Annotated in this window: 23 protein-coding genes; 1 reads left to right on the top strand and 22 read right to left on the bottom strand. The window is 43.1% G+C overall.

The features are described 5' to 3' along the window. Positions 1 to 54: 54 nt before the first annotated feature. Both AM592_RS04935 and AM592_RS04930 read right to left on the bottom strand, forming a co-directional pair. Positions 55 to 930: a YicC/YloC family endoribonuclease gene (locus tag AM592_RS04935; protein ID WP_053602758.1), complete on the bottom strand. Its 876-nt coding sequence runs from the start codon at positions 928 to 930 to the stop codon at positions 55 to 57. A gap of 298 nt (positions 931 to 1,228) precedes the next feature. Continuing rightward, positions 1,229 to 3,901 carry a calcium-translocating P-type ATPase, SERCA-type gene (locus AM592_RS04930; RefSeq protein ID WP_053602757.1) on the bottom strand — a complete coding sequence of 891 codons (2,673 nt, stop codon included), beginning with the start codon at positions 3,899 to 3,901 and terminating at the stop codon, positions 1,229 to 1,231. 138 nt (positions 3,902 to 4,039) lie between these two features. Between AM592_RS04930 and AM592_RS04925 the strand changes: the two genes are divergently transcribed. Beyond that, positions 4,040 to 5,749, top strand: a complete 1,710-nt coding sequence (locus tag AM592_RS04925; RefSeq protein ID WP_053602756.1) for an Rqc2 family fibronectin-binding protein — start codon at positions 4,040 to 4,042, stop codon at positions 5,747 to 5,749. Positions 5,750 to 5,773: 24 nt separating this feature from the next. Here AM592_RS04925 and AM592_RS04920 read toward each other — a convergent pair whose 3' ends face one another. The 20 genes from AM592_RS04920 to AM592_RS04825 all read right to left on the bottom strand — a co-directional run bounded on the left by AM592_RS04920 (position 5,774) and on the right by AM592_RS04825 (position 25,704). Continuing rightward, positions 5,774 to 6,268 carry an NAD(P)-dependent oxidoreductase gene (locus AM592_RS04920; RefSeq protein ID WP_053602755.1) on the bottom strand — a complete coding sequence of 165 codons (495 nt, stop codon included), beginning with the start codon at positions 6,266 to 6,268 and terminating at the stop codon, positions 5,774 to 5,776. Beyond that, the gene (locus tag AM592_RS04915; RefSeq protein ID WP_053602754.1) at positions 6,265 to 7,038 is read right to left on the bottom strand and encodes a sirohydrochlorin chelatase; all 774 of its coding nucleotides are present in this window, start codon (positions 7,036 to 7,038) and stop codon (positions 6,265 to 6,267) included. The genes AM592_RS04920 and AM592_RS04915 overlap by 4 nt, the downstream gene beginning before the upstream one ends. Next, positions 7,039 to 7,815, bottom strand: coding sequence for a uroporphyrinogen-III C-methyltransferase (gene cobA / locus AM592_RS04910; RefSeq protein WP_053602753.1), 777 nt, complete (start codon positions 7,813 to 7,815; stop codon positions 7,039 to 7,041). Positions 7,816 to 7,891: 76 nt separating this feature from the next. Next, positions 7,892 to 8,488 (bottom strand): adenylyl-sulfate kinase, encoded by a 597-nt coding sequence (cysC, locus tag AM592_RS04905; RefSeq protein ID WP_053602752.1) that lies wholly within the window; start codon positions 8,486 to 8,488, stop codon positions 7,892 to 7,894. An 11-nt stretch (positions 8,489 to 8,499) separates the two neighbouring features. Further along, entirely contained in the window at positions 8,500 to 9,636 is a 1,137-nt protein-coding gene (gene sat, locus AM592_RS04900; RefSeq protein ID WP_053602751.1) for a sulfate adenylyltransferase, read from the bottom strand. Between the two features lie 33 nt (positions 9,637 to 9,669). Further along, a complete protein-coding gene (locus AM592_RS04895) occupies positions 9,670 to 10,731 on the bottom strand; it encodes a sulfate permease (RefSeq protein ID WP_053602750.1) in 1,062 nt (353 codons plus the stop codon). 11 nt (positions 10,732 to 10,742) lie between these two features. After that, positions 10,743 to 11,444 (bottom strand): phosphoadenylyl-sulfate reductase, encoded by a 702-nt coding sequence (locus tag AM592_RS04890; protein ID WP_053605987.1) that lies wholly within the window; start codon positions 11,442 to 11,444, stop codon positions 10,743 to 10,745. 617 nt (positions 11,445 to 12,061) lie between these two features. Continuing rightward, positions 12,062 to 12,694: an orotate phosphoribosyltransferase gene (gene pyrE / locus AM592_RS04885; RefSeq protein WP_053602749.1), complete on the bottom strand. Its 633-nt coding sequence runs from the start codon at positions 12,692 to 12,694 to the stop codon at positions 12,062 to 12,064. Beyond that, complete coding sequence (gene pyrF / locus AM592_RS04880) at positions 12,691 to 13,407, bottom strand: orotidine-5'-phosphate decarboxylase (RefSeq protein ID WP_053602748.1); 717 nt, start codon at positions 13,405 to 13,407, stop codon at positions 12,691 to 12,693. Before pyrF ends, pyrE begins: the two co-directional genes overlap by 4 nt. Next, positions 13,376 to 14,311 (bottom strand): dihydroorotate dehydrogenase, encoded by a 936-nt coding sequence (locus tag AM592_RS04875; RefSeq protein ID WP_053602747.1) that lies wholly within the window; start codon positions 14,309 to 14,311, stop codon positions 13,376 to 13,378. The genes pyrF and AM592_RS04875 overlap by 32 nt, the downstream gene beginning before the upstream one ends. Beyond that, positions 14,311 to 15,081, bottom strand: a complete 771-nt coding sequence (locus tag AM592_RS04870; RefSeq protein ID WP_053602746.1) for a dihydroorotate dehydrogenase electron transfer subunit — start codon at positions 15,079 to 15,081, stop codon at positions 14,311 to 14,313. The genes AM592_RS04875 and AM592_RS04870 overlap by 1 nt, the downstream gene beginning before the upstream one ends. Beyond that, positions 15,078 to 18,293, bottom strand: coding sequence for a carbamoyl-phosphate synthase large subunit (gene carB, locus AM592_RS04865; RefSeq protein ID WP_053602745.1), 3,216 nt, complete (start codon positions 18,291 to 18,293; stop codon positions 15,078 to 15,080). Before carB ends, AM592_RS04870 begins: the two co-directional genes overlap by 4 nt. After that, positions 18,293 to 19,372: a carbamoyl phosphate synthase small subunit gene (locus tag AM592_RS04860; RefSeq protein WP_053602744.1), complete on the bottom strand. Its 1,080-nt coding sequence runs from the start codon at positions 19,370 to 19,372 to the stop codon at positions 18,293 to 18,295. The genes carB and AM592_RS04860 overlap by 1 nt, the downstream gene beginning before the upstream one ends. Next, positions 19,369 to 20,655 (bottom strand): dihydroorotase, encoded by a 1,287-nt coding sequence (locus tag AM592_RS04855; protein WP_053602743.1) that lies wholly within the window; start codon positions 20,653 to 20,655, stop codon positions 19,369 to 19,371. The genes AM592_RS04860 and AM592_RS04855 overlap by 4 nt, the downstream gene beginning before the upstream one ends. Then, positions 20,639 to 21,556, bottom strand: a complete 918-nt coding sequence (locus AM592_RS04850; RefSeq protein WP_053602742.1) for an aspartate carbamoyltransferase catalytic subunit — start codon at positions 21,554 to 21,556, stop codon at positions 20,639 to 20,641. The genes AM592_RS04855 and AM592_RS04850 overlap by 17 nt, the downstream gene beginning before the upstream one ends. Positions 21,557 to 21,692: 136 nt before the next feature. After that, positions 21,693 to 22,991, bottom strand: coding sequence for a solute carrier family 23 protein (locus AM592_RS04845; RefSeq protein ID WP_053602741.1), 1,299 nt, complete (start codon positions 22,989 to 22,991; stop codon positions 21,693 to 21,695). A gap of 153 nt (positions 22,992 to 23,144) precedes the next feature. Further along, positions 23,145 to 23,690 (bottom strand): bifunctional pyr operon transcriptional regulator/uracil phosphoribosyltransferase PyrR, encoded by a 546-nt coding sequence (gene pyrR / locus AM592_RS04840; protein ID WP_053602740.1) that lies wholly within the window; start codon positions 23,688 to 23,690, stop codon positions 23,145 to 23,147. Positions 23,691 to 23,850: 160 nt separating this feature from the next. After that, positions 23,851 to 24,762 carry an RluA family pseudouridine synthase gene (locus AM592_RS04835; RefSeq protein WP_053602739.1) on the bottom strand — a complete coding sequence of 304 codons (912 nt, stop codon included), beginning with the start codon at positions 24,760 to 24,762 and terminating at the stop codon, positions 23,851 to 23,853. Between the two features lie 3 nt (positions 24,763 to 24,765). Further along, entirely contained in the window at positions 24,766 to 25,230 is a 465-nt protein-coding gene (lspA, locus tag AM592_RS04830) for a signal peptidase II (RefSeq protein WP_053602738.1), read from the bottom strand. A 102-nt stretch (positions 25,231 to 25,332) separates the two neighbouring features. Beyond that, positions 25,333 to 25,704 (bottom strand): TraR/DksA family transcriptional regulator, encoded by a 372-nt coding sequence (locus AM592_RS04825; protein WP_053605986.1) that lies wholly within the window; start codon positions 25,702 to 25,704, stop codon positions 25,333 to 25,335. Positions 25,705 to 25,746: the final 42 nt, after the last annotated feature.

Raw genomic sequence — 25,746 nt, 5'->3', positions numbered from 1 at the left:
AAGACAGCTCTAGTGTAGCCCGATTCGACTGTCTGTAAACAATACACGCAATTTCTATTCTATATTTTGCACTTGTTCTTTAATTTTTTCAATCCTGCTTTTCATTTCAACCACAAGGTTTGTGATTTTATGATCATTTGCTTTCGACCCTATCGTATTAGCTTCGCGATTGAGTTCTTGCACGAGAAAGTCGAGCTTTCTTCCAACAGTTCCCCCTCGGTGAAAAATATCTCTCATTTGCTGAAAATGGCTTTTTAGCCGAGTGAGTTCTTCTGTAATATCTGCCCGTTCTGCAAATAAAGCCACTTCGGCAATAAGCCTGCTTTCATCCATTTCGACAGGGGTCCATTCCTTGATTCTTGACAACAGACGTTCTCTGTATAGGGTCGCGATTCGTTTTGCATGTTCTTCTATTTGGTCAGCAAGCAGGCTGAGCTCTTCAAGCTGCGTGAGACAATCCTCTTTCAGGCGCAGCCCTTCATTTGCTCTCATTTCTTTCAGCTCTGCTGCGGCTTTATCTATACAATCAAGGATCAGCTTTTCAAACGAAGGCTGAATATTGGCACTTTCATCCACATTTGCCACGTGCTCCAATTGAAGCAAATCAGTTAACTTCACTTCATCAGGAAGGGAAAATTTTTGTTTGATATGTTTTGCGGCTTGGACATATTCCTCTAAAAGAGACCAGTCAATTGTAAGTCGTTTCTCAACAATTTCATCACCTTCAACGGTGGCAAAAAGCTCGATCCGCCCCCTGTCGACTTGCTTGTAAATTCTTTCTTTCATCGCTTCCTCTAAGTAAAGAAGCGGCCTAGGAATACGCGCTTGAATTTCACAAAATCTGTGGTTGACGGATTTCAGCTCCACTGTTACTGATAAATTGCCGCTTGCCATTGTATGGTGTCCAAATCCAGTCATACTCGTTATCATTTTTTACACACCCATTATTAATCATTGAATTGATCTTATTTAACCCATATTACCGGGCAGTAAGACCCCCAGCTCGCGGGATTAAGTGAATCGAAGAAGTCTAGTGGGGAAGCAACACCCCATAAAAGAAGTTGCTCATCTAACAATCAGGCGCAGGGGATACAATGTACGAAGTCTAATAGTTCAGGCATCCTGCACATTATAAGTGTAGAACCCCCCAAAAGACTGAAGGCTCGCTTTATCATTGAAAAAAGGGTCATAGATTATTCTATCACCCTCAAAATTATACCATACCTAATTAATTTTTTCTTGTCAAAAGTGAGCCCGCCAGCAAAAAAGTTGGAATTGCAGACAATCCAATGACCAGCAGCCAGTCAACCGCTGCAATGTCCATCGTATGGAAAACAGGCTGGAGCGGCTTGTAATAGATGACGACGAGCATTAGCAGCAATGAAGAAAGGACTGCGCCGATCAAATAAAGATTTCCAAACGGATTGCGGTGAAAAATAGACCTTTCGCTTCTGCAGTCAAATACGTGAATCAGCTGTGCCAAAACGAGAGTGGCAAACGCGATAGTTTGTGCATATTGAAGATTGTCGGGATTCCGGTAATAAATGATCATAAACGCCGCAAGTGTTACCGCTCCAATAAGAAATCCTCTAGAAACCACCTTCCATCCCAGGCCTCTTGCAAAAATCCCTTCTTTCGTATGCCGTGGCTTTCTATTCATTACATCGCTTTCGGGCTGGTCCATGCCAAGCGCCATCGCCGGCAGACCGTCCGTTACTAAATTGACCCAGAGAATTTGAATCGGGACAAGCGGCAGTGGCAAAGCAAGCAGCATGGCGAAAAGCATAACAAGAATTTCTCCAACATTCGATGCGAGCAAGTACCTGACAAATTTGCGGATGTTTTCATAAATGTTTCTTCCTTCTTTAATTGCAGATTTTATCGTTGCAAAATTGTCATCTACTAAAATTAACGAAGACGATTCTTTCGCCACATCGGTTCCTGTAATCCCCATAGATATTCCGATATCAGCCTGTTTAATAGCCGGCGCATCGTTCACGCCATCTCCTGTCATCGCGACGATGTGTCCTTTTTCTTGAAAGGCCTTGACGATTTTCAGCTTATGCTCAGGTGTTACTCGTGCAAATACATACGTATCTTCCACGGTTTCCGCCAGCTCCTCTACCGACAGCTTATTAAGTGCTTGGCCCTCAATCACTTTCCCTTTGTTCGGAAGGAGATTTAATTTTTTTGCGATTGCTTTTGCGGTAATGACATGATCGCCAGTGATCATCACCGTTTTAATCCCTGCTTCACGACATTCTTTGATCGCCTGCTTGACCTCCGGACGCGGAGGATCCATCATTCCTTGAATTCCAAAGAAAGTAAGTCCCGATTCCGCCTGCTCTACAGATGGAATCTCGCTTCCAGTCAATGGTTTATAGGCAATAGCTATGGTTCGTAACGCACGGGAAGCCAGATCTGCAATGGAGGTATTTGCTTCTTCATATCTAGTCTTGCTCATCGCTTCATTTTTATTGTTTGCAAGTATACAAGTGGACTTTTTCAAAAGAACATCCGGAGCGCCTTTTGTTATTACAAATCTTTTATTCTGCAAATCTTCAACGATGACTGTCATCATTTTTCTTGCCGAATCAAATGGGTATTCCTCAATAATTTTATACTGTTCCTTGATTTTCTCTGAATAAAAGCCGGCTTTACTTGCAGCTGTAAGAAGAGCTCCTTCTGTCGGATCTCCTTCTAATCGGTATTTCCCTTTTTCTGAAACTATCGCGGATGAATTGCAAAGCGCACCAAACAACAGGATTTGCTGCAGCGCTTTATTTTGCTTCACTTGAACCGGCCGCCCATTTGCTGTAAATTCTCCTTCCGGTTCGTATCCAGTGCCGGTAACTTCCCATAAGCTCCCGCAAGTCCAGACGTGTGTAACCGTCATCTTGTTTTGCGTCATTGTTCCTGTTTTATCAGAACAAATAATCGATGCACAGCCGAGAGTTTCGACAGCCGGCAGCTTCCTGACGATCGATTTTTGCTTGATCATCCTTTGGACGCCGAGCGACAAAGCAACTGTGACAATGGCTGGCAATCCTTCTGGAATCGCAGCTACTGCGAGTGAGACCCCCGCTAAAAACATTTGAAAAAGATTTTGTCCTTGAAGGACTCCGACAGAGACGACAAGAACCGTGAGAAGCAAAGCGATGACAATCAATATTTTCCCCAGTTGTTCAAGCCTTCCCTGAAGAGGAGTTTGCTGTGTGCCTGCTTCTTCAAGCATATGGGCAATTTTCCCCATAGCTGTGTTCATGCCAGTGCCGATGACAACGCCGCTTCCGCTGCCTCTCGTAACCAAAGTTCCCATAAACCCCATGTTGACTAAGTCTCCAAGTGACTCAGCATTAGCCTGTATTGGATCGTATTGCTTCTGGACCGGCACCGATTCCCCGGTTAAAGCGGACTCTTCAATTTCAAGACTTTTTGCATCGAATAAACGGATATCAGCACCAATTCGGTCTCCGCTTGAAAATTTGATGATATCTCCCGGCACAAGCTCCCTTGCTTGGATTTTCATCCATTTTTTCTCTCTGAGAACCAGAGTCTGTGGTGTAGAAAGCTCCTTTAATGCCTGCAAGGAATTCTCCGCACGGCGCTCTTGAAAAAAACCAAGAATACCGTTCACTAAAATAATTGCTATGATGGCTGCGGCATCTACATATTCCCCTAAGAATCCGGAGATGATCGTTGCAGCAACGAGTACAAATACCATGAAATCATTAAATTGGGAGAAGAACAACGCAAGTGAAGATGTTTTTTTGCCTTCATTTAATTCATTGTATCCGTGCAGATCCAGCCGTTTTTTCGCTTCTTTGCTACTCAAGCCATGCTCGATGGACGTGTTTGCTGTTTTCACCAAATCTGTTTGTCCTAATTCATGCCAATTCATCTGATTCGTCCACTCTCCTTAAACCATTAGTAAATTGCGTCATATAAGTCAATTTATTCAGACTTGTCCTTAATCATGCTATAATTATGAGATGCTAAAAAAGTAAATGAGCAATGAAGAAAAAGGGAGCAATAAACCATGGCATTTGACGGTATTTTCACTTACGGAATGGTGCACGAATTGAATAAGGAACTGGCTGGAGGAAGGTTGACAAAAATTCATCAGCCTTTTAAGCAGGAGCTTATTTTTCAAATCAGGGCAAACAATAAAAACAATAAGCTTTTACTTTCCGCACATCCGAGTTACGCACGAATCCATCTGACCGAGCAATCATACAAAAATCCTAATGAACCACCGATGTTTTGCATGCTTTTAAGAAAGCACATCGAAGGCGGAATAATTGAAAAAGTAGAGCAATCAGGATTTGACAGAATCGTCGTTTTTCATATAAGAAGCCGCAATGAAATCGGGGACCCGATTTTGCGAAAACTCGTCTGTGAAATCATGGGGCGGCACAGCAATATCATTTTAACGGATGCTGAAAATGGAACGATAATTGACAGCCTTAAGCATTTACCACCAAGTGTCAACAGCTATCGCACTGTTTTACCCGGACAGCCGTACGTAGCTCCACCAGCGCAGAATAAGCTGTCTCTATTGGCGGCAGAGGAAGAAGATATTCTCAAACACATCCGTTTTCAGGAAGGACAGCTAGAAAAGCAGATCGTGAATGTATTTTCCGGGGTTTCTCCATTATTTGCAAAAGAAGCCGTATACCGGTCTGGGATTGCCAATCGGGCAACCTTGCCAAAAACGCTTCTGTCCTTATTTGAAGACATCAGAACGAAAGCATTTCATCCGCAGTTTATTACATCTAACAAGGAATATTTTTATCTGTTGGATCTCACTCATATTGACGGTAGCAAAAAAGAGTTTTCCAGCTTAAGCATGCTTCTGGATCGCTTTTATTTCGGAAAAGCCGAGCGGGACAGAGTAAAGCAGCAGGCTCAGGATCTCGAAAAATTTGTCGTAAACGAAAGAAAAAAGAATGCCAAAAAAATAAAAAAGCTTGAGAGCGAATTGAAAAAATCTGAAAAAGCTGAGGAATACAAAATAAAAGGCGAGCTCTTAACGGCTAACCTTTACGCTGTCAAAAAGGGCGATAAAGAAGCGGTCGTTACAAATTATTACGATGAAGAAGGCGGGCAGCTCGCGATTTCTTTAAATCCGAATAAAACACCGTCAGAAAATGCACAAAACTACTTTGTTAAATATCAAAAAGCGAAAAGCTCCGTTACTTTTATTAACGAGCAAATTAAACTGGCTGAACAGGAAATCCAATACTTTGATCTATTGCTGCAGCAGCTGTCTTCTGCATCACCACAGGATGTGAATGAAATTAGAGAAGAGCTGGAAGAAGGGAAATACGTCAAACGAAGACAGCAAAAGGGAGCAAAAAAAGCGAAAAATCAAAAGCCAACGCTCGATATTTACGAATCAACCAGCGGCATGTCGATATGGGTCGGCAAAAACAACAAACAGAACGAATACCTGACAATGAAGGCAGCAAGCAAGGAAGATGTCTGGCTTCATACGAAGGATATTCCCGGATCTCACGTCGTCATCAAAAACCGTGACCCTGATGAACAAACGATCAAAGAGGCCGCCCAGATTGCCGCCTTTTTCAGTAAAGCAAAAGAGTCAGGCTCCGTTCCCGTCGACTATACAAAAGTCAGGCATGTAAAAAAACCAAACGGATCTAAGCCAGGGTTTGTTACCTACGATAAACAGCAGACTGTTTTTGTTACTCCCGATGCGGATCTCGTCCTTTCATTAAAAAAAGGATAAAACACATAAAGAAGCCTGAAACCATTACGGTTCCAGGCTTCTTCTTGCTTTATGCTTTATCTCAATAGCTTCAATAAGCTCTTCACTAATAAGATCTTCTATGGCACCAGCGATCTTTTTTGTGTCAGCCGGACTGGCTCCGCTAGTAGAAACAGATATAAGGATTTTTCCTTTTTTAATTGTCTTTGGCAAATAAATATTTCCATAATCGGCATTGCTTGCTACGTTCACCAGCTGGTTTTCGGATGCTGATTCACCGATCCACTGATTAATATGCGGCTGATTCGTAGCGGCAATTATTAAAAATGCCGAAGCCAAATCGCTCTTTTCAATTTCTTTTTGCTTCCACTCAAGCGAATGCTCACTGATCAACTTTTCCATTTTCTCGTGAACCTTCGGACTGACAATCGTAATCTCAGCCTTTTCATGGAGCAAAGCGTTTAGCTTTCGACAGGCAATGGTTCCACCGCCGGCAATCACAATCTTTTTCCCTTTAAGACTGATATGAAGCGGAATCATAGCTGATGTGTCTCCAAAAATAAAAAGGAATTATTTTCATTGCGAATCGCTTCGTTTACACGCGTGAGAAAAGCTTGTTCCACATAGGGATGAAATCCGATATAAGAACATAGATGAAGATTGGAATGGTACGATTTTAATGCAACCGTCTCTTTTTCTATTTCCTTCATTAAAAGGCCTGTAAACAGCAAATATGGAACGATAAACGTAGCTGAACCATCATTCTTTTTCAGCTGCCTGAATACGTCTTTGTAATTTGGTTCACATGCAGTTAAAAAGCAAGGAATCACTTCATTCACAGGCCCCATTTGTTGCAACATGTCCGCGATTTGGCATACATCGCGCTTGATGTCCGGATCAGAGCTCCCTCTGCCGATCAGAATGATTCTCGAATTCTCATAATCAACATTGGTTTCTTTGATCCTCTCGAATACCGCTTGAACAACATCCGAATTGACCCCGATGGGTTTTCCGTAAGTAACTGTTACGTCCGGATATTTTTCAGCCATTTCGTGTATCTCTTCAGGGATGTCTTTTTTGGCGTGACCTGCCGTGAGCAAAAGCAATGGAACTATTGCAATATGAGTTGCTCCCTGCTCAATACATGAGCGAAAGCCCTCTTCTATCGTCGGCTCGGTAAGCTCAAGGAAAGAAATCTCCTGAATCGGTGCATCAACTTTTTCCATGCAGCCTTTTAAAAAACGAACAGCTTCTTGCCCTGCTTTTCTTAATCTGCTCCCATGACCAACATATAGTACTGCCTGCTTCACTTATAACGCCTCGCTATACTTACATGAATTTAATTCAGCTTCAAACCATTTGATTTGGTCACGAAGCTGAACTACGTCACCAACGACAATTAAACTAGGGTTTGTAATCTTTTCTCTTTCTACCGTTTCACTTAAAGTTTCAACCGTGCATGTCGTAGTTACTTGTTTGTCCGTTGTTCCCCAATGGATAAATGCTGCAGGAGTTTTTTTGTCTCGGCCATTTTCAATTAAAAGCTTTTCGATCAAGTTAATATTTTTGATCCCCATATAAATAACAAGCGTATCAATTCCCGTTGCAAGAGCTTGCCATTTTTCTGAGAAATTTTCTTCCTGCTTATAATGCCCTGTTACAAACGCCACATTCGAGCTCATTTGCCGATGCGTTAAAGGAATGCCTGCGTATGCAGCGGCAGCGATACCCGATGTGATTCCCGGCACAATTTCAAAGGGAATTCCGTGCTCTGCCAATACCTCGGCTTCTTCTCCCCCTCTGCCAAATATGAAAGGATCTCCGCCTTTTAAACGAACGACAGTTTTCCCCTTTTCTGCATGTTTGACGAGAAAATGATTAATCGTCTCCTGCTGCATCGTATGGGAATCCGGGTGCTTGCCGCAAAAGATAAGATCCGTACCTTCTTTCGCATGCTCTAAAACCTCTTTATTGACTAAACGGTCGTATAGAATGACTTCCGCTTCTCGGATGGCTTTCAAAGCTTTTATGGTTAAAAGCTCGGGGTCACCAGGACCTGCACCGACGATATACACTTTACCATTCATGCTTTTTCCCCTCCGATTTTTTCAAAGTCTTCTAAAATAGGTACATGACATTATTGTTTTTTGTTAGCCTCAGGCTTTAAAACTTTTCCCCTGTCAAATACGTAAATAATTGGCTTTTGCATTGTTCGAGGTCGTTTTTATCAGTTTGCAGTACGAGCTCAGGGTTGTCTGGTGCTTCATACGGAGAATCAATGCCGGTAAATTGGCGAATTTCCCCGCTTCTTGCTTTTTTATATAACCCTTTAGGATCACGTTGTTCACAAACGTCTAAATCGCACTTCACGTAAACTTCGTGAAACTCTCCATCACTGACAAGGTCTCTAACAAGCTGCCGGTCTTCTTGAAAAGGAGAAATAAATGCAGTGATAACGACAGTCCCCTGCTCGACAAACAGCTTGGCAACCTCACCGATTCTTCGGATATTTTCTTGTCTGTCCTCGTCAGAGAACCCCAAATCTTTATTTAGCCCGTGGCGGATATTATCGCCATCCAACACGATCACTTGATATCCATTATCGAACAGATCTCGGCTTACCGCATTGGCAATCGTGGACTTTCCTGAACCGCTTAAGCCGGTAAGCCAAACGATAAAACTTTTATGATTGTTTTTTTGCTGGTATTCCTTTTTCGTAATCGAGGCGTTATGCCAGACGATTTGATTGTTGTTTCCCATTTTCCCACTCCTTACTTGGCGACAGCCTTAAGTCCTTTGATTAGCGTTTCAATAACCTCCGGCCTGCTGAATGTGCTTGGCGGATATTCGCCGTTTTTTAACATTTGCCTTACTTTCGTCCCCGAGAGGAAAACGTGTTGCTCTTTATCGTGCGGGCACGTTTTTGCCGTAGCCATTGATCCGCAAGCCTGACAATAGAAGCTATGCTCAAATTTCAACGGCAAAATACCGATTTCTTCAGGCGTAAATTGATCAAACAGTTCTTGAGCTTCGTATGTTCCGTAATAATCACCTACGCCGGCATGGTCTCTTCCGACAATAAAGTGGGTACAGCCATAGTTCTTTCTGACAATTGCATGGAAAATAGCTTCCTTAGGTCCGGCATATCTCATAGCAGCCGGGAAGACACCAAGTAAAACCCTGTTTTTCGGATAGTAATTGTCAAGCAGGACGTGATAGCTTTCCATCCGAACGTTTGCCGGAATATCATCAGATTTCGTTTCACCTACGAGCGGATTTAAATATAGGCCATCCACTGTTTCAAGCGCCGTTTTCTGGATATACTCATGCGCTCTGTGTACAGGGTTTCTCGTCTGAAAGCCCACAATCGTTTTCCAGCCTTTTTCTTCAAATCGTTTTCTTGTATCAACCGGATCGGCGGTATTTTCAGGGTATGTTTTTTCGCTTCTCTTCGTTACTGTGATTTTCCCACCAACATAGGTGTTTCCTCGTTCGTAAAGCTTTTTAACTCCCGGATGAGCCGTTTCATCCGTTTTATAAATAAGTTTAGCCTCTGTTTGTTTATCTGGTACATAAATATCATTGATTTCTATTACTCCGTAAACCTCACCTTGGTAAACAAGCTTGGCAGTTTCACCAATTTCAAGACTTCCAGCCTCTTCGTCTGAAACAGGAAGCGTAATTGGAATCGTCCATACTGTGCCATCCGCCAGACGCATTTGCTGGACAACGGATTCATAGTCTCCCTTTCCGAAAAACCCTTCCAACGGACTATATCCGCCTGTACCTATAAGCTCCAGGTCAGCAAACGCGATAGTATCCAATTGAATCTCGGCTTTTACTTCGGTTACGTCGTAATTAAGGTTGATTCTGTTGATTAATTTTCCTCCGTGTGGGGCTAAACTCATGATTTTCCTCCTAAAAATGAAAAAATATATCTATTATATTCCGCCGCCTTGCTCATGCACCGATCTTCTTTCGTTTTTTACTGATTTCATTAAACTTAGAACACCAATTGAAGCCAGCAAGACGCTGAACATAATGAACGCTGTGTAATAATCTCCTATTAATAATATACATACAAGAAAATAGGATAAAGTCAATGAAAGTATGGGTGATACAACCCAAACCTTGAACATTGTTTTCACTATATCTTTATGGAATACATTTCTTCCATTTTTCGCCATCCCCATCCCGATAATAGATGAAGAGGTCACTTGCGTCAGCGGTACAGGCATACCAAAAATGCTGCTGATTATCACAAGTGCCGCTCCGGTTGAGGACAACAATATGCCTTCTCCCTTTGTAAGGTTAGTGATTTTTTTGCCATTTGTTTCAAGAACCCTCCGGCCGAGAATAAGTGCGCCAAGAGCAACAAACAGACCCCCGTACAAAGTTCCTTGATTAACGGTCAATACACCAGCGGCAACTAAAGGACCTACCGCATTGGCAACGTTGTTCATTCCTGCGGAAAAAGCTTCAAAAAAACCAGATGCGATTAATAGCACTGTAAGGATTTTTCCGAATTTTCCCATCCGTTGATATTTGCCAAAATTGAATAATCTGCCAGCGAAATAGGTGATACAAAAAGCAATTACTGGCACTATTACCCAAAAGATGAGAATAATAAAAATGGACTTTATATAGAGAACCTGATAGGCAATCCCGACACCGACAACGGCTCCCACTGTTACTTCACTTGTGGAAAGGGGAATGCCCAGAACATTGGCAATAAACAGAGATAAACCTGCAGATCCGATAATGATGCTGACAATTTCGATAGTAATAATATGTTCCGGAATGATTCCGGAACTGATCGTTTTAATCACTTCTCCGCCGCCGATCACTGCACCAAGCAGCACTCCGACCGCACAAATGATAAGCGCGTGCCTGTATTTAGGCACAGCGCCTGACCCATACGCAATTCCCATGGAAGCTGCAGCACCGCTCGCACCGATATTCATTGCGAAAAAAAGACTAAGAATAATTGCAGCAATTTCCATGGTACTTCTCCTTATTCATGCAGCCCGCATTCGGTTTTATTGGATCCCGTCCATCTTCCGGACCTTAAATCCTCGGCAGTAAATGCCGGATTTGTACACGGGGCACAGCCAATGCTCGGATATCCTTGATCGTGCAACACATTATACGTTAGCTCATGTTTGCTCGTATATCTCCAAATATCCTTCCATGTCCAATGAATAAGGGGGCAAACTTTTATTGATTGGAACTTATCATCTTTGTTCAAAAAGTTCGTGTTTTTTCTGGTCGGCGATTGCTCTCTCCTTAACCCTGAAATCCAAGCAGGATACTCAGCCATCACTTCCTGCAGGGGAAGAATCTTCCGGATGTGGCAGCAACTTTGGGGATCTCTTTCCCATAGATTGTCGCCGTGAATATTACCTTGCTCCTCAACGGTTAGAGAAGGTTTTTTCAACACAATATTTAAATCAGGATAGCGTTCTTTTACCCGATCTATCGTTTCATATGTTTCCTTAAAGTGAAGTCCTGTATCCAGAAAAACAATCGTTGCATCTTTTTTAACTTTGCTGATTAGATCAATGAGAACAATACCTTCAATACCAAAGCTGCAGGCATAGACAAGATTCTCGCCATAGTGGCTATATGCCCAATCCAAAACAGATAATGCTCCTTTATACGTTTCATCTATTTCAAAGGACTGCTCCGTATCTTCCCATGTTTTAAATGTTAAAATAATAATCCCTCCTACTCCCAAAAGTTGATTCTTTCCATCATATGTTTCTTCAATGGGATATCAACCTAGAAATTGATTTTTCATGTTAATTATCCGTTATCTTTATTTATATCTTCCCAGTACTCCCTTGTAAATAAAGTAATCCTTCAATCAGCGTGGACGAATAGGATATGAAGTGGAGGCATTGCAACAGTATACCTGAGAAAAGCCTTCCTGCATTAATCCCAACCTATCTTCGCAGATTTCCCGGAATACTTGAGATTGGGGTCTTACTAAAGATGAGGATCGAGATATGAACCCTATCTTTTTAAAATGAAAGATATTTTACTGGAAGCAGCACCTTGCAATAAATTGCAGGCTGCCGGGCTTCAGGAGGTCTAAAGTCCCTCTGACTCTCTTGATTAACAATCTATTAATGATGTTATTTTATCATAATTCGGCTAATAGTCAATCCGACTGTTTTAATAAGTTTTGTGCGAATTTCATAAAACAAAATTAAACGGATATATTCAGAAAAATAGGAAAACAGAGAGATTATATAGAAATTTAATCCTTTAAAATATTATTATATGAATATTCGCTAAAAAACCGCTTCAAATAAAAGAAGCGGTTTGTTCTCAGCTTTTCATCCATTCTCTTGAGTCAGGATTGTTTCTCCATGTCTTTAATTTATGTATTTCGTTTTCTGTAACGAAACCTTCTTCAACTCCTACTTTTATTAACGTATCGTAGTCTGTCAATGAAGTATAGGAGATTCCTTCGTTTTCAAATGCGATGCCTGCTTTATCGAATCCGTAAGTAAAGATGCTTAATACTCCGAGGACTTCACAGCCTGCCTGTTTTAAAGCATTTGCCACTTTAATGACACTTCCGCCTGTAGAAATGAGGTCCTCAATGATGACCACTTTCTGGCCATCTGTAGCTTTTCCTTCAATTTGATTTCCTTTTCCGTGGCCTTTAGGCTTGCTTCTGACATAGCTCATCGGCAGACCGAGGCGGTCACTTAAAAGTGTCGCATGGGGAACACCGCCTGTTGCAGCGCCTGCGATCATCTCCACATCCGGAAACTTCTCTTCAATTATTGCTTTGAAGCCTTCGGCAATATCATTTCTTACTTCAGGATAAGAAATCGTTATCCTGTTATCACAGTAGATTGGCGACAGCATTCCGCTTGTCCACGTAAATGGATCATTCGGTTTTAAAAAAACAGCTTCTATATTTAATAAGTGCTTTGCAATAAGTTCTTTCACATTGATCCCTCCCAGCCTGATTTTACCTGCCTGTAAGCTTGAATTGGGTCGGCAGCTTTTGTAATCGAGCGGCCGACCACAATATGAGATACATTTTTTTCTCTTGCATAAGCAGGCGTTGCAATTCTTACTTGGTCGTCTGCTTGATCTGATTCAAGCCGAATACCAGGAGTTACTGTTAAAAATGAGTCTGAAGTCACGCTGCGAATCGCTTCAGCTTCATGAACAGAACAAACAACCCCGTCTAAGCCGCTTTCAAAAGCCATTTGGCTGTAATGCAATACCGTTTGCTCTAAGCTTTTTCCAATAAGCAGCTCATCATTTAACATCTGTTTTGACGTGCTCGTTAGCTGGGTAACAGCGATTAAAGATGGTCTTGTTTTCCCTTCAGGTGTTCCTGCTGTTAATCCTTCTAATGCCGCTTGCATCATTTTTTTTCCGCCTGCCGCGTGTACGTTCACCAAGTCGACACCAAGCTTCGCTAAGCCATGCATCGCCTTTTTCACTGTGGTTGGTATATCATGCAGCTTTAAATCCAAAAAAATTCGGCAGTTTCTATCCTTCAATAAGTGAATGACTTGAGGGCCTTCCTGGTAGAACAGCTCCATACCAACCTTGACATAGAGATCTTCTCCCTTGAAGCGATCTAAAAAGGACAGGGTTTCATTTACTGTTGAAAAATCAAGTGCGATGATTGGCAGATTCTGCTTCAAGTTTCCAGCTCCTTCCGATACAATCCCGGGCAGACGAGTATCCATACTTTTTCAATACATTTGGGAGTTCATCAATAATTTCAGGACAAACAAACGGGTTCACAAAGTTCGCTGTACCTACAGCAACCGCACTTGCACCAGCAAGTAGAAACTCTAGGACATCTTCAGCCGATTGAACCCCGCCCATTCCGATAACAGGAATTTTCACTGCCTGGCTGACTTCATAAACCATTCGAACGGCGACCGGCTTGACAGCAGGTCCGGACAATCCACCCGTACCATTGGCAAGAATCGGTTTTCCGTTCTTTAAATTCAGCCTCATACCCACCAATGTATTGATCAATGTAAGTCCATCAGCACCTGCGTCTTCAATTGCTTTTGCCATTTCGGTAATGCTGCTGACATTCGGCGACAGCTTCACATAGACGGGCACACTGGAAACATTTTTGACCGCTTTGGTTAATTCAGCAGCTGTTTCAGGAATTGTTCCGAAAGCAATCCCGCCAGTTTTTACGTTCGGGCAAGAAATATTCAATTCAAGTGCCTTTACATTTTTCGCTGTGCTGATTTCTTCAGCGACTTCTACATAATCCTCAAGCTGCGATCCGGCGACATTCGCAATGATTGGTAGATCATACTGCTCAAGCCAAGGAAGCTCATTTTCCATGACATGCTTCAGCCCGGGGTTTTGCAGCCCGATGGCATTGAGCATACCAGCTCCTGTTTCTGCGACACGCGGAGTCGGATTCCCATAGCGTGCATCTTTTGTCGTTGCTTTAATCATGATCGAGCCTAGAAGATTCAAATCATAGAATTTGGCAAATTCTTGCCCAAATCCAAAGCAGCCGGATGCCGGAATAATTGGATTTTTCAAATCTAAACCAGGCAATTGTACGTTCAGCATTACAGCAAGACCTCCTCTGCTTTGAAGACGGGGCCGTCAAGACAAACCTTGACATATGTCTTTTCACTTTGGTCTGTGTGGCATACACAGGCAAAGCATGCGCCTATCCCGCATCCCATTCGTTCCTCCATCGAAAGGTACACTTCACGATCCGGATATTTCATCTTGAGCGCCCGCAGCATCGGTGTTGGTCCGCATGCAAGCAGGTAATCAAAGTCCAGCTGTTCCTTGTCGATTACATCCGTTACGAATCCTTGAATACCGTGTGTCCCGTCTACCGTTGCTACGAAAGTTTCCCCAAGTTCTTTAAACTGGCGTTCAAAGAATACATCCTTTGCCGACTGAAAGCCGAGGACATGAGTCGCAAGGATCCCCTTACTTGTCAGCTGTTTGCTTAGTTCATAGAGAGGAGGCACCCCAACGCCTCCTCCGATGATCAAAGCTTTTTTGCCTTCTGTAAAGTTTTCAACATCGAATCCATTGCCAAGAGGACCAAGGACGTCCACTTGATCACCTCGTTTTTTTTCCGCCAGAAGACTTGTACCTTCTCCTTCCTTCCGGAATATCAGCGTAACTTCAGATTGATCATGATTTATTTCAGCTACACTGATCGGTCTTCTGAGCAGAGGTGTCATAGACTCACTGACTTTCAAGTGAACAAATTGCCCCGGTTTTTTAAAGTCTTGGACCATGTCTCCCTCTAAAATGAGCTTATATATATTGTCGGCAATACACTCATTTGAACCGACCGTTAATAATTCTTTTCTCATTTTGTAAGAGCCACCTCTTGATTGGATAAAGCGGCAGGCATGGCATCTGCACGGAATGTCATGCTCTCAAGCACTCGGAGAATTGCTTCTGCCGTGTCAAAAGAGGTCAGACAGGCAACGCCGTTTTCAACCGATTCCCTTCTGATTCGGAAACCGTCTGTTGCAGGCTGCTTACCTCTTGTCAATGTGTTAATAACGAATTGTGCATCGCCGTTGCGAATAACATCGAGAAGATTCGTACCTTCCTCGCCAATTTTGCCGACAATTTTTGCCGGAATATCATTTTGAGCTAAATAATCAGCAGTCCCTTTTGTTGCCAATATTTTATAGCCGATTGAATGGAAACGTTTAGCCAGCGCAAGGCCTTCTTCTTTATCTTTATCAGCTACTGTCAATAGCACAGAGCCGTCATTCGGTATTTGGATTCCGGAAGCGATCAGTCCTTTGTAAAGTGCTTTTTCTACAGTCATATCCTTGCCCATCACTTCGCCGGTTGATTTCATTTCAGGTCCGAGCGTAATATCTACACGTCTTAGCTTAGCGAAGGAGAAAACCGGAACCTTTACATACACCCCGTTTTGTTCCTTTTGCAAGCCTTCTGTGAATTGAAAGTCAGAAAGCTTATTTCCGAGGATGACTTTAGTTGCCAGGTTAGCCATCGGAATTCCGGTAATTTTGCTTAAGAATGGAACAGTTCGGCTGGACCTTGGATTTACCTCGAGTACATAAACTTCATCTTTCGTAAGAACAAACTGGATATTGAGAAGCCCTTTAATCTTTAAGCCTTTTGCCAACGAAATCGTATGTGCTTCAATTTTTTTCTTAATCTCTTCAGACAGCGTCTGTGGAGGATAAACAGCGATGCTATCTCCTGAATGGACGCCCGCACGTTCGATATGCTCCATAATTCCCGGGATCACAACAGTTTCCCCGTCTGATATCGCGTCAACTTCGATTTCTTTTCCGGTTAAATATTTATCGATCAGGACGGGATGCTGCGGATTGACCCTAACTGCATTCTCCATGTAATGAAGCAGGTCGCTTTCTTGATACACGATTTGCATCGCCCTGCCGCCAAGTACATAAGAAGGCCGGACGAGGACTGGATAACCGATTTCTTTTCCGATTGCGACAGCTTCAGGGACAGAAGTTGCCGTTTTTCCAAGAGGCTGCGGGATATTCAAGTAATTCATCAATTGTTCAAACTTGTCGCGATTTTCCGCCTTGTCCATGTCTTCCAATGATGTTCCAAGAATTTTTACTCCTCTGTTCGCAAGCTCATCAGCGAGGTTTATTGCCGTTTGCCCGCCAAATTGCACAACAACTCCTTCTGGCTTCTCAAGATCAATAATGTGCATTACATCTTCAATCGTCAACGGTTCAAAATACAGCTTGTCAGAAATACTGAAATCTGTGGAAACCGTTTCGGGATTGTTATTTACTATGATCGCTTCGTAGCCGGATTGTTTAATTGCCCATACAGAGTGGACGGTCGCGTAATCGAATTCAACTCCCTGACCGATACGTATCGGACCGGATCCAAGTACTAGAACGCTCTTTTTATCCGTTACAACTGATTCATTTTCTTCTTCGTACGTGCTGTAAAAATAAGGCGTTTCAGATTCAAACTCAGCTGCACATGTGTCCACCATTTTATAAACAGGCGCAATCTTTAATTCTTTTCTTAGCTGATAAATTTCTCTTTCTGTCATATCCCATTCTCTGCTGATATAAATATCGGAAAAACCCAGCTTCTTCGCTTCCGTCAGAACCGCCGCATCACCTTTAGATTCTTTTAAACTCTTCTCAAATTCGACGATGCCAGCTATTTTATTTAAAAAGAAACAATCAATTTTTGAAAAGTCATGAAGCTGATGGGTCGTGTAGCCTCTGCGTAAAGCTTCAGCAAGATAGAAAAGTCTTTCGTCCCCAGCTTTTCTAATCCGCTTCTCAAGCACCTCGTCAGTAATGTCAGAAGGATTCTTCAATTCGAGATGGTACACATCTGCCTCAAGCGAACGTACAGCCTTTAACAGCGATTCCTCAAGGTTTCTCCCGATCGCCATTACTTCTCCTGTAGCTTTCATTTGCGTACCGAGCTTCCTGTTTCCGGACTCAAATTTATCAAAAGGCCAGCGCGGTATTTTTGAAACGACGTAGTCAAGGGCCGGTTCAAAGCACGCGTAAGTTTTCCCGGTAACCGGGTTCATCATTTCATCGAGCGACAAACCTACCGCAATTTTAGCCGCAAGCTTGGCAATCGGATAACCGGTCGCTTTTGAAGCAAGGGCAGATGAACGGCTCACCCTTGGATTAACTTCGATAATGTAGTATTGAAAGCTGTAAGGGTCAAGAGCTAGCTGAACGTTACAGCCGCCCTCAATTCCAAGCGCGCGAATGAGCTTCAGAGACACATTTCTCAGCAGCTGATATTCCCTATCGCTTAAGGTCTGGCTCGGTGCGACGACGATGCTGTCACCTGTGTGAATACCGACCGGATCAATATTTTCCATGTTACAAACGACAATGGCATGATCATTGCTGTCGCGCATCACTTCATACTCAATCTCTTTAAATCCAGCGATACTTTTCTCAAGCAAGCATTGATGAACCGGACTTAATTTTAATCCGTTTTCGACGATTTCCTCTAATTCTTCCTGATTGGAGCAAATTCCTCCTCCTGTCCCCCCTAGTGTATAGGCAGGTCTGACGATAACAGGAAAACCAATTTTGTCGACAAAATCGTTTGCTTCAGCCAAGTTGTGAATAATTTCGCTTTCCGGTACAGGCTCATTTAGTTCCCTCATTAAGCTACGAAAAAGATCTCTGTCCTCCGCTTTTTGAATAGCTGACAGCTTTGTACCCAAAACTTCAACTCCGCTTTCTTGCAATACGCCAAGCTCTGAAAGCTCAACCGCCAAATTCAGTCCGGTTTGGCCTCCCAGGGTTGGGAGTATAGCGTCCGGCTGTTCTTTGCGGATGATCCTGGTGACAGATTCTGACGTAAGCGGCTCAATATATACTTTGTCAGCCATTTCTGTATCAGTCATAATCGTTGCCGGGTTGGAATTGACGAGGACAACTTCATAGCCTTCTTCCTTTAAAGCGATACACGCCTGAGTTCCGGCATAGTCAAATTCAGCTGCCTGTCCAATGATGATTGGTCCTGATCCGATGACAAGAATCTTTTTAATATCTAAACGCTTCGGCATTATACGACCCCTTCTTTCTCTGTTGTTTCAATCATTTCAATAAATTGATCGAATAAATGATTGGCATCCTCCGGCCCCGGAGATGCTTCCGGATGATATTGAACCGTAAAGGCTGGCAGCTCTTTATGCTTCAATCCTTCGATAGTTCCGTCATTTAAAGCGGTATGTGTAATTTCAAGCGGTGTGTTTTCGATGGAAGACACAGTATATCCATGGTTTTGTGCTGTCAGGGCAACCTTCCCAGTTGAAAGCTCCTTGACGGGATGGTTTGATCCGCGATGTCCGAATTTCATCTTTTCAGTAGTTGCGCCGCACGCAAGAGCAAACAGCTGGTGTCCAAGGCAGATTCCAAACATCGGAACTTTCCCCAAAATACCTTGAATCATTTCGACAGCTTCCGGAACGTCCTCTGGATCGCCAGGGCCGTTTGATAGCATGATGCCATCAGGCTTCAGCTGAAGAATTTCGTCTGCGGTCGTATTATAAGGAACAACAATGACATCACAGTTTCGTTTATTAAGCTCCCGCAGAATTCCGTGCTTCATGCCGAAATCTGCCAAAACAATCCGCTTGCCTCTTCCAGGGCTTGGATATGCTTTCGAGGTTGACACTTGACTTACCTGATCAGTTGGGAGCACCGTTTCTTTTAGTTTTTTCACAACATCTTCCGGGTTCTCATCTACTCCGGTAAACATACCTTTTAAAGCACCGTGCTGCCTAATCAAACGTGTCAGCTTTCTTGTGTCAATTCCGGCTAAACCGGGGATGTTTTTTAGCTTTAAATATTCATCCAATGTGTAAGCAGAACGAAAATTGGATGGTAGTTGACATAATTCTTTTACAATTAACCCTTTTACGAAAGGAGTTATCGTTTCAAAGTCGTCACGGTTAATGCCGTAGTTTCCGATTAATGGGTACGTAAAAGTAACGATTTGCCCGCAGTAGGATGGATCGGAAAGAATCTCTTGATATCCTGTCATTCCCGTATTAAAAACAACTTCTCCAATACTGTTTTCTAAGCTTCCAAATGCGGTTCCTTCAAATATTTCCCCGTTTTCCAATACTAGATGCCTTTTCATGCCAGTACACTCTCCTCTTTATACACGAGTTTTCCGGATGCAATCGTTGCAGCCGGCCAGCCAAAGCAGCTGATGCCGTCAAAAGGTGTATTTTTCCCTTTTGAGTTAAAAGTTTGTTTATCAATTTTTGCGTCCTTGTTTATATCAATAAGCGTCAGATCCGCAATGCCCCCGACAGAAATCGTGCCATACGGAAGATTGAACGCCTCGCAAGGCTTCACTGTTAAGTAATCAATCAGCTGTTTCAAAGACCATGTTCCATTTTTCACAAAATGGGTATAAAGCAGCGGGAAAGCTGTTTCAAGTCCTACGATGCCGAATGGGGCGAGCTCCATTTTCACCTGCTTCTCTTCCTCAGTGTGAGGTGCATGGTCGGTCGCGATAAAATCAATCGTCCCATCAAGCAGTCCTTCAATTAAAGCTTCCCGGTCTTCCGTGCTTCTAAGAGGAGGATTCATTTTATAATTTGTATCCAATCCAGGGATGTCCTGGTCTGTTAGAAGCAAGTGATGCGGTGTAACCTCCGCTGTCACACGGATTCCTGCTTTTTTAGCGTCCCTGACTACACGAACCGATTCTTTTGTGCTGATATGGCATACATGGTAATGGCAGCCTGTTGCTTCAGCGAGCAAAACATCTCTTGCAATTTGTACAGATTCACAGATGGAGGGGATTCCGTTTAACTGATGTTTTTTGGCAAATCCCCCTTCGTGCACACTCCCGCCGTAGATCAGCGAGTTATCTTCGCAATGTGCAACAATCGCCATATCAAGGCTTGCTGCCTTTTTCATCGCTTCATACATCATTCCCGCAGACTGAATGCCTACTCCGTCATCGGTAAAAGCGAATGCACCTAATTTTTTTAATGCCGCAAAATCCGTCATCTCTTTTCCGGTTTGTCTGATCGTAATCGCTGAATACGGTAAAACTCGGGTGACAGCTGAAGCTTTTATACGATCATTGACGAGCTCCAGGTTTTCTATTGTATCCGGAACAGGACGCGTGTTCGGCATAGCAGCGATTGTTGTAAAACCGCCTTTTGCCGCCGCTTTTGTCCCTGTTTCGATTGTTTCTTTTTTCTCGCCGCCAGGTTCCCGCAAATGCACATGCAAATCTACAAACCCGGGGGCAACAAGTAAGCCTTCAGCTTCGATTACTTGCTCTTCTTTGGTCGGTGAAAGAGAGCCAATTTCTGTTATTGTGTTGCCTTCAACTCGAATATCCTGTTTGATTTTATTCCCTTCTTCATTTAATACCCATCCGTTTTTAATGAGATATGACATAATGATCCGCTCCTTTTGTTTCGATTATTTTTTCTTGTAATGCTTTTTTCAATACGGCCATTCGAATGTAAACGCCGTTTTCCATTTGTTTGAAAATCCTTGAGTTAGGAGCTTCGACAAGATCGCTGTCGATTTCGACACCCCGATTGACAGGTGCCGGATGCATAATGATTGCTTCATTTTTCATTTGAGCGGCTCTAGTCTTTGTGAGGCCATAGTCAGAAAGATAATCTGTCATGTCATTGTGGGACTGGTGCCTCTCATGCTGAATTCTAAGCAGCATCACCACATCGGATTGCTTTACCGCTTCGTCCGTTGGTGCAAACCGGCCATAGGTATTCTTACTGTCCTGCCAATATTCCGGGCCAGAGAACAAAACCTTTGCTCCGAGCCTTGAGAGAACCTCTGCGTTTGACCTCGCCACCCGGCTGTGCTTGACATCTCCGTGTATCGAAACGGTTAATCCATGAAAGCTTCCAAACTCTTCATGAATGGTCATTAAATCAAGCAGGGATTGCGTCGGATGCTGGCCGCAGCCGTCACCCGCATTAATCACAGGGATCGCAATATTTTTCAGATCATCATAATAGTTATCTTGGCTGTGCCTGATGACACAGGCCTCAACACCGATGGATTCCAGTGTTTTTACCGTGTCGTATAAACTCTCTCCCTTTTGGACGCTCGTGCTCGTGCTATCCAAATTTAGTACATTCATTCCGAGACGTTTTTCAGCGACCTCAAAGCTAAACCTCGTTCTTGTGCTTGGTTCAAAAAAGAGATTTGCCACAAATCGATTTTTCAAAGATTCATCAGGTTTGCCGTTCTTCAACTTTTTCGCTTCAATGATTAGTTCATTAATTTCCTTTGTTGAAAGCTCATTCATCGCTGTGATATTTGCCATTTTAATTTCCCCCTTTGGATTTTCCGCACAAGGTACAAAAAGCACCCCGGGCTAAAATTGCTCTAGGGTGCTTTTTAGGAGAGCATACACGTGCCTCCTTCACCCTTTAAAGCCTCACTGGACTTTTTTTAAAAGGTTAAACAATATCTTGACTTTCATTTTCAGTTACAGTGCCTTTCCCAGGCAAAGCGAGATTAAGAACGACTCCAATAATTGCAGAAAGCGCCATGCCGGTTAGTTGAAACTTAGAGATTTGGATGAATGCTCCACCGACTCCTATAACCAGAATAACGGATGAAATAATGAGATTTCGTTTGACTTCAAGGTTAATTCTGTTGTCGATCAGCATTCTTAGGCCGCTTGAAGCGATAATTCCGAAGAGAAGGAATGATACCCCTCCCATTACCGGTGTCGGAATCGAGCTGATCAATGCTGATATTTTGCCGACAAAGCCGAAGCAAAAGGCAAGAACAGCCGCACCCCCGATAATAAATACGCTAAATACTCTCGTGATCGCTAGAACCCCAATATTTTCCCCATAGGTTGTTGTTGGCGGTCCGCCGATGCAGGCAGCCATCATTGTCGCCACGCTGTCGCCAAAAATTGAGCGGTGCAGGCCAGGCTTTTCAATGAAGTTTGTGCCGACAACCTTGCTTAACACCATTTGATGACCTATGTGCTCAGACATGGTTACGAATGCAACAGGCACCATGGCAGCTCCGATAAGTAATGTTGTAAGCGATGGTGTGTAATCAACAAACGGAAAGACAAACTCGGGAACACTGATCCAATTTGCGTCTATCACCTGTTGAAAATTGACAATTCCCTGAGTCAGGGCAAACAGATACCCGCCGATAATGCCGATAAGAACCGGTATCAGACTAAAGAAGCCTTTTAAAAAAATTGCGCAAACGACAGTTAACAGAAGGGTGAAGCCGGCGACGGCAAAATATTTTAGGCTATAGACCGGGTCGCCTGAGCTGGTGTCGTACATCGCCATATCTACCGCAGTTGGTGCAAGACCGAGCCCGATCACGATAATGACCGGACCGACAACGATTGGCGGCAGCAGATTCATTAGCCAGCCTGTTCCCAGCTTCTGGATCAAAAGAGCGATCAATCCGTAAACAATCCCGGCCATAAAGGCGCCTATCATAGCAGCTCCCGGCCCACCGGCTGCCTTCGCGCCTAAGATCGGTGCAATAAATGCGAAGGAAGAGCCCAAGTATGCCGGAATCTGCCCTTTTGTAATGATTATATAAGCAAGTGTTCCAAGACCGCTTGATACAAGAGCAACCGCAGGACTTAATTCAACAAGCTTCGGAACTAAAATCGTGGCGCCAAACATCGCGAATAAATGTTGAAGGCTGAAGGTTAACCAGTTAAACGGTGTTGGTATGTCGCGAACCCCTAAAACCACATGTTTTTGTTTCATCATTTTTCCTCCTGCATCTGCTCCGATGTAATGTCTGCAAAAAAAAACTCTCTGCCTGAAGGCAAAGAGGTACATTAAGAATTCACTCAAGTTCTTTAGTGAATTCTTTGTTCCCCCTTTGCAAACTCACAGGATTGCCATTAAAAAGGGTTTTTATTCATTTTCATAAATTGCAACTTTATCAAATTGATCTGATTCTACCAGGTGGACCATAACCTTCTCTGTTTTAGCTGTCGGAATGTTTTTGCCGATATAGTCAGCTCGGATCGGAAGCTCCCGATGGCCGCGGTCAACCAAAACCGCAAGCTGGATCGCTGAAGGCCTTCCTTTATCAACTAAAGCATCCATCGCAGCTCGAATCGTTCTGCCTGTGTACAACACATCATCAACGACGATAATTTTTTTATCCGTTATATCAAACGGAATGTTGCTGCCTTTGACGAGGGGTTCTTCGTTAGCTGTTTTTTTCGTTAGATCGTCTCGGTAAAGGGTAATATCAAGCTCGCCTACTTTGACGGATGTACCTTCAATTTGTTCGATTCGGGCTGCAAGCCGTTTGGCTAAATAAATACCGCGGGTTTTAATTCCGACGAGAATGCAATTATTCATACCCTTATTCCGCTCAATCATTTCATGAGCAATTCTGGTCAAAGCCCTTCTTATTGCTTGTTCATCTAAGATGACTGCTTTTTCCGACATAATCAACACCTCACTCCAAAAAAACCTCTTGCTTTAGAGGCAAGAGGAAGGGACAGACTGCACACGTCTGCAAAACCGTTATCCTTCTCAGCCTCTCTGGACTGTGTTAAAGAAACTATTCAACTATAATTAGTATTCCAGAAGTTAATTCGCTTGTCAATTATTTTTTCCTGATCGACTCAAGAAAAAGCTCCATATCTTGAGGCAGCTGCGCCTCAAACTCAAGATATTCTTCCGTTTTGGGATGGTGAAAACCAAGAACTCCTGCATGCAGGACCTGTCCGGGAAAATGAACCGTTTTACGCGGGCCGTATTTTGGATCTCCAGCGAGCGGATAACCGATATATTTCATGTGAACACGAATTTGATGGGTCCTTCCCGTTTCAAGACGGCATTCAACAAAAGTAAATTCATCGAATCTCTCTAGTACATGGAAATGAGTTACCGCATGCTTGCTGTTTTCTCTTGTGACCGTCATACTTTGACGGTCTTTTTTATCTCTTCCGATCGGTGCATCGATCGTTCCATCATCGTGTGGAATCGTACCGTGAACGACTGCTTTGTATCTCCGCGTGACCGTCCGGTTGACGAGCTGATTCACCAATGATTCATGAGCCGTATCATTTTTAGCCACCATTAAAAGCCCTGATGTATCTTTATCGATCCGGTGGACAATCCCGGGGCGCATGACACCATTTATGCCGGATAAATCCTTGCAGTGGGCCATGAGCCCATTTACTAACGTGCCTGAAAGATGGCCCGGTGCAGGGTGGACAACCATTCCTCTAGGTTTATTTACGACGAGGACATCTGCATCTTCATAATAAATATCAAGGTCCATCTTCTCGGGCTCAATATCCGCTGGCTCCGGCTCAGGAACGAAAACAGACACAGTATCTCCTAGCTGTATTTTATAATTTGATTTGACAGGTCTTTCGTTCACCTTGACATTGCCTTCTTTCACCCACTGCTGAATGAGCGTGCGCGACCATTCTTCTCCTTCTGCCGATAAATATTTATCAATCCGTTCGCCTTCATCACTAGCTAATACGTTAAATACATGCGACTCCATCTATTATTCAGACTCCTTCGTTTTCTTTTCTGTCAACATTTGTATAAAAAGCAGTCCGACTCCGATACATAAAGATGAATCTGCAACGTTAAAGATAGGAAAATGATAATTAACAATAATGACGTGAACAAAGTCAACCACTTCTTGTCTGAACACCCGATCAATGAAGTTTCCTACTGCTCCTCCGAGCATTAACCCTAATGAAATGCCGAGCCATTTATTCTGCTTTGCATGTTTTTGCATATAATATATGATAAATACAATCACAAGACATGTAATGCCGTAAAAAAACCACATTTGTCCCGGCAGTATCCCCCAAGCAGCTCCTGTGTTTCTATGGGAGGTTATGTATAACACTTGATCAATAATTGGAATGCTTTCTCCAAAGTACATGTTTCTAACGACGAGCCACTTCGTTAATTGATCAAGGCCGATAATTAGTAAAGCTGCGAGATAATAATAAAGCACAAATGTTCCTCCATTGTCTTTTTAATCAATCATATGAATTTTATCACATATAAAGATTTTAGCCAAAGCAATTTCATTGACAACACAGTGCTTGCAAGCTATTTAGTTATATAAGGCTTCGTCTTCGTATGTTTCTGATACGGGCCACACAGGCAAAGTTTTTTTCTCAAATTGGGCATGATAACGAAAGTCTTCATAGGTTCGCGCGGTAGGAAGGACAGATAGCTTTTCAAACGGGAGCTCAGCGCCGGTTTCTTCGCACATGCCAAAGCCGCCGTGTTCCATCTTGTCGAGAGCAAGAAGGACATCCTGAAGTTCTTCTTTAATATGATGCATTAAAGTCGCTTTTTTGTATAAATTGCTTTCTGATTGATTCGAGGGACTGTCGAATAAAGAATACTCGAATAGTCTGGATTGGAGCTCTTCTTTCATTTGAAGCAGTTCATTGCGGATCGGTTCCATCTCATGATTCATCAACCTTCTTCAGCTCCTGTTCATGAAGTCGTACTTATATTG

Source organism: Bacillus gobiensis, from assembly GCF_001278705.1.
In the GTDB taxonomy this organism is placed as follows: domain Bacteria; phylum Bacillota; class Bacilli; order Bacillales; family Bacillaceae; genus Bacillus; species Bacillus gobiensis.
The sequence above is the reverse complement of the archived record's forward strand: the minus strand, read 5'-3'. Positions and strand labels throughout refer to the sequence as shown.

Excerpts from the sequence above, each read along its gene's own strand:
- AM592_RS04935 (WP_053602758.1), bottom strand. The coding sequence starts at position 930 with ATGATAACGAGTATGACTGGATTTGGACACCATACAATGGCAAGCGGC.
- AM592_RS04930 (WP_053602757.1), bottom strand. The coding sequence starts at position 3,901 with ATGAATTGGCATGAATTAGGACAAACAGATTTGGTGAAAACAGCAAAC.
- AM592_RS04925 (WP_053602756.1), top strand. The coding sequence starts at position 4,040 with ATGGCATTTGACGGTATTTTCACTTACGGAATGGTGCACGAATTGAAT.
- AM592_RS04920 (WP_053602755.1), bottom strand. The coding sequence starts at position 6,268 with ATGATTCCGCTTCATATCAGTCTTAAAGGGAAAAAGATTGTGATTGCC.
- cobA (WP_053602753.1), bottom strand. The coding sequence starts at position 7,815 with ATGAATGGTAAAGTGTATATCGTCGGTGCAGGTCCTGGTGACCCCGAG.
- cysC (WP_053602752.1), bottom strand. The coding sequence starts at position 8,488 with ATGGGAAACAACAATCAAATCGTCTGGCATAACGCCTCGATTACGAAA.
- sat (WP_053602751.1), bottom strand. The coding sequence starts at position 9,636 with ATGAGTTTAGCCCCACACGGAGGAAAATTAATCAACAGAATCAACCTT.
- AM592_RS04895 (WP_053602750.1), bottom strand. The coding sequence starts at position 10,731 with ATGGAAATTGCTGCAATTATTCTTAGTCTTTTTTTCGCAATGAATATC.
- AM592_RS04875 (WP_053602747.1), bottom strand. The coding sequence starts at position 14,311 with ATGCTGAACGTACAATTGCCTGGTTTAGATTTGAAAAATCCAATTATT.
- AM592_RS04870 (WP_053602746.1), bottom strand. The coding sequence starts at position 15,081 with ATGAGAAAAGAATTATTAACGGTCGGTTCAAATGAGTGTATTGCCGAC.
- carB (WP_053602745.1), bottom strand. The coding sequence starts at position 18,293 with ATGCCGAAGCGTTTAGATATTAAAAAGATTCTTGTCATCGGATCAGGA.
- AM592_RS04860 (WP_053602744.1), bottom strand. The coding sequence starts at position 19,372 with ATGAAAAGGCATCTAGTATTGGAAAACGGGGAAATATTTGAAGGAACC.
- AM592_RS04855 (WP_053602743.1), bottom strand. The coding sequence starts at position 20,655 with ATGTCATATCTCATTAAAAACGGATGGGTATTAAATGAAGAAGGGAAT.
- AM592_RS04850 (WP_053602742.1), bottom strand. The coding sequence starts at position 21,556 with ATGGCAAATATCACAGCGATGAATGAGCTTTCAACAAAGGAAATTAAT.
- AM592_RS04845 (WP_053602741.1), bottom strand. The coding sequence starts at position 22,991 with ATGAAACAAAAACATGTGGTTTTAGGGGTTCGCGACATACCAACACCG.
- pyrR (WP_053602740.1), bottom strand. The coding sequence starts at position 23,690 with ATGTCGGAAAAAGCAGTCATCTTAGATGAACAAGCAATAAGAAGGGCT.
- AM592_RS04835 (WP_053602739.1), bottom strand. The coding sequence starts at position 24,762 with ATGGAGTCGCATGTATTTAACGTATTAGCTAGTGATGAAGGCGAACGG.
- AM592_RS04825 (WP_053605986.1), bottom strand. The coding sequence starts at position 25,704 with ATGAATCATGAGATGGAACCGATCCGCAATGAACTGCTTCAAATGAAA.